The 13,215-nt window shown below is 34.6% G+C and carries 12 protein-coding genes; 2 read left to right on the forward strand and 10 right to left on the reverse strand.

The features are described from left to right. Positions 1–255: 255 nt before the first annotated feature. From B2145_RS10285 to B2145_RS10320, 8 genes are all read right to left on the reverse strand, one after another. Positions 256–1,485, reverse strand: a complete 1,230-nt coding sequence (locus B2145_RS10285; RefSeq protein WP_291101860.1) for a TMEM143 family protein — start codon at positions 1,483–1,485, stop codon at positions 256–258. A gap of 493 nt (positions 1,486–1,978) precedes the next feature. Continuing rightward, complete coding sequence (locus tag B2145_RS10290; RefSeq protein ID WP_291101862.1) at positions 1,979–2,242, reverse strand: hypothetical protein; 264 nt, start codon at positions 2,240–2,242, stop codon at positions 1,979–1,981. Positions 2,243–2,450: 208 nt separating this feature from the next. After that, on the reverse strand, positions 2,451–2,768 hold the full coding sequence (locus B2145_RS10295) for a hypothetical protein (protein ID WP_291101864.1): 318 nt from the start codon (positions 2,766–2,768) through the stop codon (positions 2,451–2,453). Positions 2,769–2,772: 4 nt separating this feature from the next. After that, complete coding sequence (locus B2145_RS10300; protein WP_291101866.1) at positions 2,773–3,066, reverse strand: hypothetical protein; 294 nt, start codon at positions 3,064–3,066, stop codon at positions 2,773–2,775. 258 nt (positions 3,067–3,324) lie between these two features. Continuing rightward, the gene (locus B2145_RS10305; RefSeq protein WP_291101868.1) at positions 3,325–6,495 is read right to left on the reverse strand and encodes an efflux RND transporter permease subunit; all 3,171 of its coding nucleotides are present in this window, start codon (positions 6,493–6,495) and stop codon (positions 3,325–3,327) included. An 18-nt stretch (positions 6,496–6,513) separates the two neighbouring features. After that, the gene (locus tag B2145_RS10310) at positions 6,514–7,575 is read right to left on the reverse strand and encodes an efflux RND transporter periplasmic adaptor subunit (protein ID WP_291101870.1); all 1,062 of its coding nucleotides are present in this window, start codon (positions 7,573–7,575) and stop codon (positions 6,514–6,516) included. A 10-nt stretch (positions 7,576–7,585) separates the two neighbouring features. Next, positions 7,586–8,950: a TolC family protein gene (locus B2145_RS10315; protein ID WP_291101872.1), complete on the reverse strand. Its 1,365-nt coding sequence runs from the start codon at positions 8,948–8,950 to the stop codon at positions 7,586–7,588. Next, on the reverse strand, positions 8,950–9,546 hold the full coding sequence (locus B2145_RS10320) for a TetR/AcrR family transcriptional regulator (protein WP_291101874.1): 597 nt from the start codon (positions 9,544–9,546) through the stop codon (positions 8,950–8,952). Before B2145_RS10320 ends, B2145_RS10315 begins: the two co-directional genes overlap by 1 nt. 166 nt (positions 9,547–9,712) lie before the next feature. On the opposite strand from B2145_RS10320, the gene B2145_RS10325 reads away from it, so the two are divergent. Then, positions 9,713–10,687: a polyprenyl synthetase family protein gene (locus B2145_RS10325; protein ID WP_291101876.1), complete on the forward strand. Its 975-nt coding sequence runs from the start codon at positions 9,713–9,715 to the stop codon at positions 10,685–10,687. 76 nt (positions 10,688–10,763) lie between these two features. Then, on the forward strand, positions 10,764–11,114 hold the full coding sequence (locus tag B2145_RS10330; protein ID WP_291101878.1) for a hypothetical protein: 351 nt from the start codon (positions 10,764–10,766) through the stop codon (positions 11,112–11,114). Positions 11,115–11,125: 11 nt separating this feature from the next. On the opposite strand, the gene B2145_RS10335 is transcribed toward B2145_RS10330, so the two are convergent. Together B2145_RS10335 and B2145_RS10340 are read right to left on the reverse strand one after the other, a co-directional pair. Next, complete coding sequence (locus B2145_RS10335) at positions 11,126–12,454, reverse strand: rhamnogalacturonidase (RefSeq protein WP_291101880.1); 1,329 nt, start codon at positions 12,452–12,454, stop codon at positions 11,126–11,128. Between the two features lie 185 nt (positions 12,455–12,639). Next, positions 12,640–13,188: a hypothetical protein gene (locus B2145_RS10340; protein WP_291101882.1), complete on the reverse strand. Its 549-nt coding sequence runs from the start codon at positions 13,186–13,188 to the stop codon at positions 12,640–12,642. Positions 13,189–13,215: the final 27 nt, after the last annotated feature.

Genomic DNA, 13,215 nt, shown 5'->3' on the forward strand with positions numbered 1-13,215 from the left:
TATTAATCGAATTCAGGTTAATACGTAACTTTACTGTATACAGAAGGCGCTCTTGCTATCAGAAATTAGAGAAAATAAATATCTATTCTGCGTATTAAATCAATACTATAGCGTCTATAAAAAAATCGGCTGTCACAAATTTTTGTAACAGCCGATTTTGATTTTTAGGGTTGTTTCTATTTTTTTTATTGATTTTTGATAATATTGACTCATTTTTGCGCTAACGGTGTGGCGAATATCTGAACTATTGAAGGACTATTTTTGGTTATAGTCAAAAACCCCATCCCATATTTCATCTATTTTAATGAGTGCCTTGTCTAAAGGAATAACTTCCCATTTTCCGTTCGTTTCGATGCCAAGTCCAATGCTTTTTAATTTCAATAATGCCTCTTTTACATCAAAATCAAGGTTTGTGTTTAACTTTGTTAGGAACCAAGATTCAATTTGATTGTCGAGTTTCTCTGCGGTTAATGGGTTTTCGCTTTTATTTAAAAATGCGTAAGCCAAAAGAGTTTCTTTAAGCACTTCTTCTTCCGACGCGTTTAATAACGAAAAAAATGCGCCGCTATTATTCCCCAGATTTTTAAAGTAAAGGCTATCCGAAAGCATTTTTGAATATTTTATCTTCTTGTTTACAAAGTTATTGTATTGTCGAAATAAGTAAGCAACCAATATTCCCAGTGCAATTAGACCTTGATTTAATGAGGTTTTACTGTTTAACAAATCAATTGTCTCACCTGATTTGTATGCTGCATCCATTTTTATTAATGCAGGAATTACTTTGGTGCTCAATAACGAAATGCCTCCTACAATTCCAGGAACCCAAAACAATAGTTTATCCGTTGTGGACATCTTAGGAACGGCATTTGGGAATACGGTTTCAAGATCGTTTATGGGGACGCGTTTAAAGACTTTTATGACAATACATCTAGGGTCAATAAGCAGTTTTTCTACGTCAATTTTTTTGTCTTTAAAATAATTGGTGTCCTTATAATTAAGATAAACTATTACACGATCATAGTATTCTACCTCTATTTCTTTCTTCCAAAAAAAATAGTGATTTACTTTTTCTTTCGTTTTATGATGACCTTGAACATACAATTCATACTCTTCAAAAACGGTAAAATCTATGGCAAGATTTAATCCTATTAAATCCGAATCTTTCAAGGCTTTGTCTAAAGTTTCTTTATCAACACGTCTATAATTGGCTCGATCAAGGACGTTATGAAGGGTTTCTTTAAAATTCAGAAGATTACTTATTCCTTTATTTTCTTCTCGTTCTTTTGGACTTAGATCAGGGTTAAATGCAGCGTAATTTTGTTTTAAATTACGGATAAGATTAAAGGCTTCGTAGTGAAAATAATGTTCAATTATATCGAATAACTTCTTGAAATCCTCGACCTTTTTTGGGTCTTGAGAGAAGGCGGTTAGTTGTTGTTTGAGTATGAATTCCTTGTCAAATGGAATATAATGTTCTCGTTTCATTGGGTATTGGGATTCTTTAATTTTAGTGGAATGTTTATAACGAATTATTCAAAGGCAAGGTACTACATTTTTTATTTCAGTCTGTCTGCAAAAAACAAAAAACCACCCAAAATCAAATCTCGGGTGGTTTTTATAATTTAAGCTTTTTAAAACATCTAGCAACCCTTGCTGTGCGAAGTCTCCCGACTTCGTACCTACTTCAATATACAGTTATAACTTTGTTAACTCATTTTTCAGTGAGTGTTTGTTGCATATAGCAATGGGTGCAAAGTCGGGAGACTTCGCACAGCAACACCGACTTTTAAGAACGTTCATTTTTTAAAGAACACTTCGGAGAGCTGGATGAAAGTTAAATTATTTATTATGTCAGAAAATGTTATTTCAAATACGATGAATTCAATTAATCCAATATGGGAAAGTTTTAAAAAAGAATTAGATAAATATCCAAATGCTTTCCAATTAAAATTCGATAAAGAAAAAGGACATATTTTGTTTATAGATTTCGACGTTGTAATACAACTTCAGGAGAATCCAAATTCATAGATTTAACCATTGATTGTATACTTATTACTGGAACGATAGAAGTGTTATTGACAAAATAGCCCGAACAGGATAAGTTGTAAAAGTCTTTTTTAAATTCTTTAATTTCAATGCTTGTTATTCTTAATGCAAATTCCTCGTCAGCTATTTTGTTGACTACTTTAGGAGAATAGAAATCTTTTAAATATTGAGCGTCTTCTAATGAGTATAATGTCATATTTCAGTTATTTTCGGTGTTTTGGTTTTCAAGCTGACCGCCAACGTCCCGGCGCTTGGCGAGGTTTGGGATTAAGGAAGCCTTAAATTTCGGTTGAAAACTGAACTTTGCAAGTACAAATTCAGCTTTAAATTATGCCTAAAACCCAAATCTTGCCAAACGCCTGTTAGTGGCTGGCAAAATTGGGTTTTCTCACTTTCAATTATTTTTAATCAACTTTTATTCTATAATCAACAGCTCTTTCTCCTTCATCAACTTGAACTAACTTATTATTAGAAAAATAAAAAAATCTAGTTTTGTGTGTCCATCCTTCGATGTAACGATTTGAACTTACCGTTACTTTGTAAATAGAAATAGTTGTATCCATTTTTACATTTTCTTCTCCTACAACTTTTTCTTTGAATTCTGATTCAGACATACCTATGTATGTTTTATCCATAATATTACTCATTTGGACTTCTGAATGAACTCCACAACTTGCTAACGTCAGCAATCCTAAATAAATCAAATATTTGATGTTTTTCATTTTTCTATTTTTGATTGTTAAAAATATTTGCAAACAAATTTTCACATTCTTTTCTTATTGTTTCATCCAAATCCGATTCTGCTAGAAAATTAAATGCAATACCATTTTTATCAGTAATTGGGATAAAATGATTATGTAATCTGTCATTTTTATCAAAATCATTTGTTGGCTTTCTGTTTGTGAAATATTCTGAATATTCACTTTCAATTTTGGCTAAACCTTCTTTAAATTCTTCGATTTTTTCACTTGCTTCTTTCCCGAAAGATAATTCATTCAATTTTTCACTCATTTCTTCCATATTTAGTTGTTTTTAATTGTTTCTAATTTGCTGTTTTTTGGAATTGCTTGCCACTAACTTGCATATACTCGCTACAAAGTAGTGAATATACACCCAAATTGGGGTAGATTGGCGAAGGTTTGTTTCGCTTTATTTTCTTTCAAATATAACCATTCCATTCCCACAAAAAACAAAAAACCACCCAAAATCAAATTTCAAGTGGTTTCTTTACAATTGTTTCTTGAATAACTTCTTTTTTAGAGTGCTATTTCAATTTTTTTAAACTTTATGTTTTGGGTTAAAACCGTCCACTAATTTTCGGTGTTTGTATTCGGCGGTCATTAATTCGCCATAATTTACTTTTTTGTCTTTGCCTAAACGAACTCTGATACTGTCAAAAATAGCATACACTACAGGTACGACAATCAAGGTAAGGAAAAGTGAAGACATCAAACCTCCGATAACTACCCAAGCCAATCCGTTGTTCATTTCGGCAGCGGCTCCTTTGGCCAAGGCGATAGGAATCATACCAATTACCATAGCAATTGTCGTCATCAAAATAGGACGAAGACGGGAGTGGTTTGCTTGAACTAGTGCATCAAATGTGGTTTCTCCTGCGTCTTTTCTATGGTTGGCAAAGTCAACCAGTAAAATGGCATTCTTACACACCAAACCAATTAACATAATGATACCCAATATGGTGAAAATATTCAACGAGTTATTGGTCAATGCCAAGGCTAATAAGGCTCCAATGAATGATAATGGTATAGAAAACAATACTACAAATGGGGTAACAAAGTCATCATATAGTGCTACCATTACAAGGTAAACCAAGATAATCGCTGCCAACAATGCAATTCCTAAAGTACCAAAACCTTCTGTTTGGTTTTCCATATCACCACCCCAAACGTAATTGACACCGGCCGGTTTATCCATTTTAGAGAAAACACCTTCCCAATCGCCTGCCACTGTACCAGAAGGACGACCAACGGTTTGCGCTTCTATAGAAACAGCAGTACTTTTGTCTCTACGTTCCAACATACTTGGACCAGAACTTTCGATAACATCGGCAAATTGAGATAACTTGATTTGCTGTCCGGCATTGTTTAGGAAAATTAAATCGTTTACATCTTTGGCATTAGAACGGTCATATTCATTAAAACGGATGTTGATGTCATACTCGTATTCTCCTGCACGGAATTTTCCATCGGTATTTCCGCTGAAAGCCGTTTGCATTGTCATCCCTACAGTTTGTAGTGTCAATCCTAAAGCAGCCATTTTATCACGGTTGACCACGACTTTAATTTCAGGATTCCCAGCTTCAGAAGTTAATTTAACTTCAGATGATCCTGGAATTTTTTTCAATTCAGCTGCTGCTTTGGTTGCAAAGGACATCGCATCTTCAAAATTTGGTCCCGTCACGGTTAACATAATTGGTGCTCGGTTGGCTCCCATTAATCCCATAGGGACGGTTTTTACTTTGGCTCCAATCAACACTTTTTCTAATTTGCGTTTGATTTTTGCGGCAAATATAAAGGAGTTGTCCTCCCGTTTACTTTTGTCAACCAAGGAAACCAGAATTTCCGATTTGTAAGCAGTAGCTTGTGTAGCTCCCATTCCTTCGCTGGTTTGCCCAACGGTGGTAATCATATCCACTACATTTTTATCGCTTCGTAAAAATTCTTCGGCTTTTTGTGTCATGAAATTGGTTTGCTCTACCGAAGCGTCCTTTGGCATTTCAATTTGTACCAAGAATTCCCCTTTGTCGGTTTTTGCAAAGAATTCTCCACCAATGAAACCACCACCAACTAATCCCATTGTGGAAGATAAGAAAAGAACTAAAACAATGGCCAAGGTACTTTTTTTGTGCTTTAAAGACCATTTTAATATATCAGTTACTTTGTGAGTGAAGGCGTCTAAATAAGATTCAAAACCCAAAATGATTCTGCCAAAAAATGTCTTTTTAGTGATGTGCTCTAATTTTCCATAACGAGAGAATAACCAAGGCACAATTGTGAATGAAGCCAATAAGGAGAATGAGGTAGCAATAATTACCGTAACACAGAATTGCGTGATGATATTAGAAACAAGTCCAGTACTCATTGCAATTGGAAGGAATACCACGATGATTACTAAAGTAATCGCCATTACGGTAAAACCAATTTCGGCAGCTCCGTCATAAGCAGCACGTACTTTGTTTTTACCCATTTCCATGTGTCGGTGAATGTTTTCCAGCACTACAATCGCATCATCCACAAGGATACCTACCACTAACGAAAGTCCCAATAAACTCATTAAGTTAAGCGTGTAGCCCATTAAATAAATTCCGATGAAAGTCGCAATTAATGAAGCTGGAATCGAAACCATCACGATTATCGCATTACGCAAACTATGCAAGAAAAACAACATTACAAATGCCACCAAGATTATGGCAATAAATAAATCGTGCATTACTCCATCGGCAGCTGTTAAGGTAAATTCGCTGCTATCGTTGGCTACGGATAATTTCAAGTTGGATTTTGCATAATCTTTCTCGATTTGAGCAATGGCTTTTTTTACTTTTGCACTTACTTCAACTGCATTGGCATCTGATTGTTTGATGACTTGAAGAATAATGGAACTTTTCTGATTCACTCTCGAAATCTTCTCTGCATCTTTTTGTGAGTCCTGAACATCGGCAATATCTCCCAATCGAATTTGAACGCCGTTGTTGGAAGAAATAACTAAATTGCGTATTTCTTCTACCGATTTGTATTTTCCTGACAAACGAATTTGTGTTTTGCTTTCTCTGGTCTTGATGTTTCCTGTAGGGAAATCAAGATTGGAACCAAGAACCGCTTGTTGTACTTGAGGAACAGAAAGTCCGTATCCTTGTAGTTTTTTGGAATCTAAACTTACTTTAATTTCTCTTTCCTGTCCGCCTATAAGATTTACCTGAGCTACACCTGGAACACGCGATAATATGGGCTGGATTTTTTTGTCTAATAAATCATAAAAAGCAATTTCATCCATTTTTCCTGTAGCACCAATAGTCATAATTGGTAAATCGCTGAGCGAGAACTTACTTAAGGATGGTGGATCGACATTATTTGGAAGGTCTTTTAAAACCTTATTAATTTTTCGTTGTGCATCGTTCAAAGAATAATCCGCATCGGCTTCGGTAGTTAGGGTAATCATCACCACCGAAAGACTTTCGTAAGATTTAGATTCTATTTTCTTGATGTTTTCCATTGTGGAAATGGCATCTTCCAGTTTTTTGGTTACTGTGTTTTCAACCTCTCCGGGAGATGCTCCTGGATATACGGTAGCAACCGTAATTACGTTTACTTCAAATTTTGGAATTAATTCGTAGCTCAGTTGTTTGTAGCTGAACAGGCCACCCAATAGTAATATGGTGAATAATACTATGACTATTGATGGTCGTTTTATAGATATATCGACTATTTTCATTTGTTGTATTTAAGGAAATTATTTAACGATACTTACTTTTGTATTGTCGCTCAAATTGATTTGTCCGCTTGTAACGACTACATCGCCATCGTTTAATCCGTCCAGGATTTCTACTTTGTCTCCAAAGATTCTTCCGGCCACGATTTTTTTCAAAGTAGCTACATTGTTGTTTACCACAAACACTTGATTGCTACTCACACTTCCCACAAATGCATTTCTGGGAATCATTTTAATTTCCAGTTGTGCACTTGCGCTGCTTCCGAAAGTTGCGGTTCCGTACATTCCTGCTTTGATTTCGTTATTAGGATTATTAGCGATTTGAATTTCAACAGGGAAGTTTAACGATGCGTCTGCTTTTGGCGCAATGAAAGTCACTTTTCCTTTGAATTCTTTATCAGGATAAACACTTGCTTTCACTTTTACCGGAGAACCGATTTTAAGCTGTATAATTTGGTTTTCGGTTACATTCACTTTTAATTTTAAAGAACTAACATTTACCAATTCAAATAGCTGCGTACCTGCACTAACTACAGAACCTGACTCGATGAATTTTTTATTTACAATACCATTGATTGTCGATTTGATATTAGCATCGCCCAAAGCGATTTTTGTTTGTTGTAAACGTGCTCTGGCATTTGATAAATTCAGTTTTGCATTATCCACTTGTTGCTTGGTAACACCACCTGTTTGATAGGCATTTTCAAAACGTTTTGTATCGGTCAATGCTGTTTGATAAGCCATTTCGGCACTTTGAACGTCAACATTTAGTTTGTCTCCTTTAATGATTGCTAAAGTTTGTCCGATTCTAACAGAAGAACCTTCGTCTACAAGAACTTTCATGACACGGCCTGGGCTTTCTGCAGAGAAGTTTAATTCCTGTGCTGGAGCAAAAATCCCGTTAGCAACGAAATCCGCGTCGATTTTGCCTGTTGAAACTGTAGCTACACGCACTGCTACACTGGTATTTTTTTCTCCTACAATAGCAGTGTCTTCAGCATTCTTTTTTTTGTTATTTATTAGGGTATAAGTTGCCAAGCCTACTAACGCCACACCGATAATAATATAAATTGTCTTTTTCATTTTTGTTGGTTTATTTTGCTAAGTTTTTTAACTCGCCTTTTGATTTGATTAATTGAATTTCTGCCAGTTTGTAATCTAAGATTGCCGATGTGTAATTGTTTTGCGCTTCGGTCAATGCATTTTCCGCATCCAATAAATCGGTTAAAGAAGCCAATCCTTGTATGTAGTTGTTTTTTGTATTATCTAAAACTTCTTGAGACATTTTTGCATTTTCTTTCTGATTTTTAATGGTTATAATGCTGTTATCGATTTGTGTTTTTGCATTTTCGTATGACAAATCAAGAGCTAATTTGGTATCGTTCAAATCTTCTTTGATGATTTTTAAATTAATTTCAGCTTGTCTCACTTTGGCGCGTGTACCAAAACCTGTAAAAATGGGGACTTTCAGATTCAAACCAATTGAAGAGTAATCGGACCAATAAACACCATCTGCGGGTTTTCCGCCAATAGGCATTTGTGGACCTTGACCAATAAAATTATAGCTTCCGGATAGTGAAAGTGTAGGGTAGTAAGTCGCCTCTTGTGCTTTCTTTGCAAATTCCAATAATTGTTCGTTTTTTTTCAAAAGCAAATATTCTGTTCTGTTTGCGGTATTAGGGGCTTCAGATAAAGCTTGCGGACTTATTTCGAATGCGGTTTGCGGAATGGAAATTTCCGTTTCAATAGGCATTCCTATATAAAACTTTAATGCATTTTCTTGTAACTGGACTGCATTCAATACCTGTTGGCGTTGCGTGCTTATATTTGACAATTTTACTAAAATTCGGTCCAAATCAATTTTTTTGGCTAAGCCATTATCAAATTGTCCTTTGATAATATTTTTCACTTTAGTGGTATTGTCATAATTACTGTCCAGAACATTTAATTTTTGTCTTTGAACATACACTTGATAATAATTATTTGCTACTCTCTCAATAACTTGTTCTTCGGTTAATTGATTGTTGATTTGATAAAATTCTCGAGTTGATTTTGCAGCTTTCAAACCGGTAAACACGGATTGATCAAAAAGATTTTGTGTCAACGAAAGCCCTGCAACCGAATTCCATTTTTGACCAAAACTAGCCTGAATGATTGTTCCGGGTTGTCCAAAATTTGCGCCATCAATAATCGTTGTTTGCAAAATGGGGTTGTAACTTAAGTTTCCATTAGCAGAAATTTGCGGTAAAGCTCTTGAGCGCACTTCCTGAATTTGGTATTCGCTGTTTTCTACTTTAAGTTTGGCTTTTTTAGCGTCGGCTTTATTTTCTAAAGCATAGTTGATAGCCTCTTTTAGCGTTAACGATTTTATTTGTTTCGTTTGTTCGCTATTACTTGAGTTTTGTGATTTTGCCGTGAGTGCAAAAACTAAAAAGGGTATTAAAAAGAGTTTCTTCATTATAGATTGTAGTTTTGTAATTGTTTTTCTAGTTCGATTATTCCTGCAAGAGTTGCCATCGCTCTGATGTGGTATTCTAAAATTTCCAGTTCTAATTTTTGTGCTTCTTTTTCAGAACTTGTACTTTCTTTAATGATAAAAATCAGATGGTAATAAAATCGGGTGTAATTTTTAATGTTGATATTTTCACGATACAAGCCTTGCTGAATCCCTTTTTTAATGTTTTGTTCAAAAGTGGTGTTGCATTTGTTAATTTCTCTTGATATTACCTTTTCATATATTTCCGGATAATGTTTTTTTAATTGATAAACAGGAGAGCTATCAGTGGATTTGAACATTTCCTTGAACATTTTCCGTATTTCAAAATTTTCTTCGATGGCATTGTAGTTTTTAGCAACAATGCTGTCAATAATTTGATGTACTTCTTTGTGAACCATTGCTGTTGATTCCTCAATTAGAATTTCTTTGTTGCAGAAATATTTATAAATTGTTTTTTTAGAAATGCACATTTCGCCGGCAATATCATCCATAGTCACGCTCTTAAAACCAAGTTTTAGGAACAATTCACTCGCTTTCGATATTATTTTGTCTTTCATTTTATGAAATTTAAAAAGTTGAATTTCGATTACAAATTTAAACAGGAAACTTTGGATACCAAAAGAGTTTCCAAAGTATTTACAATTATTTAACATTTAGGAAAATTTAAGGTTTAAGGTTTCAAGTTTTTTGGTTTCCTTTGTAGCATTAAACGATATAACTTCTATGCTTTCTATCAACCAGTATCAAGAGCAATTCTTAACCTATTTAAAAAATCAAAAAATAGTAAAAGAGCCCAAAAATCTTTATCAGCCAATTGACTACATTTTGCAACTTGGCGGAAAACGAATGCGTCCTGTCTTGACATTGATGAGCACCGAGGTTTTTGATGCAGATTATAAAAAGGCACTTCCGGCAGCTCTTGCCGTTGAGGTTTTCCATAATTTTTCGCTCATTCACGATGATATTATGGATGATGCTCCTTTGCGAAGGGGAAAAATTACCGTTCACGAAAAATGGAATGTCAATACCGGAATTCTCTCCGGCGATGCGATGTTGATTTTGGCATACCAATATTTCGAGCAATATCAGCCAAAAATATTTCGAAAATTGGCCAAATTATTCAGCAAAACGGCTCTCGAAGTTTGTGAAGGACAACAGTACGACGTTGATTTTGAAACTCGCGACGATGTCACGATTCCAGAGTATTTGAAAATGATCGAATACAAAACGGCAGTTCTCGTGGCTGCAGCGATGAAAATGGGTGCCATCGTTGCGGAAACTTCTGAGGAAAACGCCAATTTGATTTATGATTTTGGACTTAATTTGGGTTTGGCTTTCCAGTTACAAGATGATTATTTGGATGCTTTTGGCGACCCGGAAACCTTCGGAAAACAAGTGGGCGGAGATATTATCGAAAATAAAAAAACGTATTTGTATCTGAAAGCCATTGAATTTTCGTCAGCGGAAGAAAGAAAGCAATTGTTACACTTGTTCTCTATTCAACCGGATGATAATACAGATAAAATTAATACTGTAAAGGAAATTTTCAATGCAACCAGCGCATCAAAAGCCACACATAAATCCATTGAGAATTTTACTTTGAAAGCTTTTGAAACTTTGGAAAAAATGAATATTTCTGATGACAAAAAAGCAATATTAAGAGATTTCGGTGTAAATTTGATGGGAAGAAAAGTATAGTCAGCAGTTGTTCAGTCGCAGTTTACAGTTGTCATTCTAGATAGCCAAATCGTAAATCGTAATTCCCAAATCAAAAATGTACATCACTCCCATAAATACCGATTTACTACTCGAAGAAGCCGAAAAGGAAGCTTTATACTTAAAATTAATCGAGCAAATCAATAAGGATTTCAATCTGGCAAATGAAGGAATCGATTTCCCGATGAGCATTTCGCCCGAGGAATTAAAAATCCAGCTGCACGAAAAAATCTACAGATTGATTCAATATAAATTTGCCGAATATCTCAATCTCCTTTACATAATTGACGTATCAGAAGATCAAATAAAAAAATTGGATGGATCAGATTTAGTGGGATTAGCCGAAAATGTTGCCTTTTTGATCCTCAAACGAGAATGGCAAAAAGTGTGGTTCAGGAATAAATATTGATTTAAAAAAAACTACTCTATCAAGACAGTATTCACTTTTACATTTTTTAGGTTTATTCCCTGTATCAGACTTTTGTTGAATGAACCATTTATAGCTTCAATATTCAAATTTTGGAAGGTAAAGTTAGACAGCTGGTAATTAGCCGAAGAGACAACATCAAAAAACACTTCGCATTTTAAATTTATATTTTTTAAAGTGATGTTTTTGCAAGTAGATATTGGTAAATCCGTGCGACCTTTTAAATCGAAAAATTGTTTCCATGGATTTATGTCAATTGCACTATAAGCTTGTCCTTCGATATTTTCAACTGTAACGAACTCGTAATTTTGAGGAGTGTCAGGTCGCATTTTTAACCATAATAACCTTCTTGCTCCTTTTACTTTGCAATTTCGCATCAAAACGTTTTTATCATGTATTGATTCACTTCCTAATGTCAATGCGGAATGACAAAAGCCAAATTCACAATTTTCGATGAGGATATTTGAGTTTCCACCATTGTTAGGATCTTTATCAGCCCACGGGCCTTTTCCTCCTTTTATGGCTATAGCATCATCGTTTACTGATAAGTAGCACCCTTTTATTAGAAAATTAGAGCAAACATCAATGTCTATTGCGTCTGTGCTTGGCGCTTTTACTGGACTATCCGGAGAATAGATGTAAAGGTCAAGCATTTTTACATTGTTACAATTATAAAAGTGATTGGTCCAGAATCCTGAATTAATTAGTTTTACATCTTGAAACTGAACATTATTGCAATTCCTGATAAATACCATTCGTGGTCTTGAAACTTCAAGGTTGGTACATTTAGGATTTTCTTTACGGCGTTGCCAAAATGCCTCCCAATATTTAAGACCGTTACCGTTTATGGTTCCTTTGCCCGAAATGGTAAAACCATCGACCCCATTAGCATTAACTAAAGCGGAAAAATAATCGAGATTTTGACCTTCCATTCTTGAAGGCATAATTGGATAGTCAGCAATATTATCTGAACCCTTTAAAACCGCTTGTTCAGAAATATATAAATGTGTTTTGGGTTTAAAGAATAAAGCGCCGCTTAAGAAAACGCCTTTAGGAATTATGACAACTCCTCCGCCTTGCTTGGCAGCTTCATCAATCGTATTTTGTATTGCTTTGGTTTGTACAGCAAGGCTATCGTTACTTGCGCCAAAGTCGGTAATTATGAATTTTTTACCCAAATCTTTTAATTCAACTTTTGCTGTTTCTAAAAACCAATTTGGAATTTTTGTACCGTCAGGGAAAGAATCATTTTTGGTTTCTTGTGAAAAGGCATTTTGCGAAAACCCCAAAACACAAATAATTAAAGTAAGGATATTTTTCATTTCAATTGATTAGGATGATTTTATGTTTGTCTTCAACATCTATAGATTATGAGTATTGGAGACTTTGTAAATTTTTATAAAAGCTATTTTTTAATTCAAAAACAAAGAAAGTGAATATTATTGTTACCAACAAGGCATCTTTGACGCGTCATTAAAAAAGTCAGATAATGAACTAATAATAAATATCAAAAAAATACTCTTATAAAAGGCATAAAAGCGTTAGCATAAATGCTTTTATTGGCATTGTATAAAACGTCATATCGTCCGCCAATAGTCACATTCCCGGTTCTGTAACCGGCTCCAAGATACAATCCGGTATTCCAATAATTAGTGGATAAATTGCCGCCATCAAGTTGATAATCTGTCGAGGCATTAATTTCTTCTATTTCTACAGAAAGTTGAATTTCGGGAATAGGATTCACCAACCCGATTACGCTGGCACCATAAACAGTGGAAGTGTAATGGTTTTTTTCTTTAGCATAGCCTACTTGTAATCCTAATCCAGCCGAAATAGTTGAATTTATGTTATAAATGGCACTTGGAGCCAAAGTAATATTAGTGTAACCGGAACCAAATCCCAAGCCAATTCCTCCGCCAAATTGGACATTTTTCCAAAATTCATTTTGTGAATTTGGCGCGAATGTTTTTCCTTGTGCAAATACACCATTAGAAAACAGTAAAACTGTTACAACCAAAATTGATTTTGAAACAATTAAAAAACAACTCTTTTCCATAATCGGTTATATTTTTAACAAAAATAT

It is taken from the genome of Flavobacterium sp. UBA5153, assembly GCA_002413745.1.
GTDB lineage: Bacteria > Bacteroidota > Bacteroidia > Flavobacteriales > Flavobacteriaceae > Flavobacterium.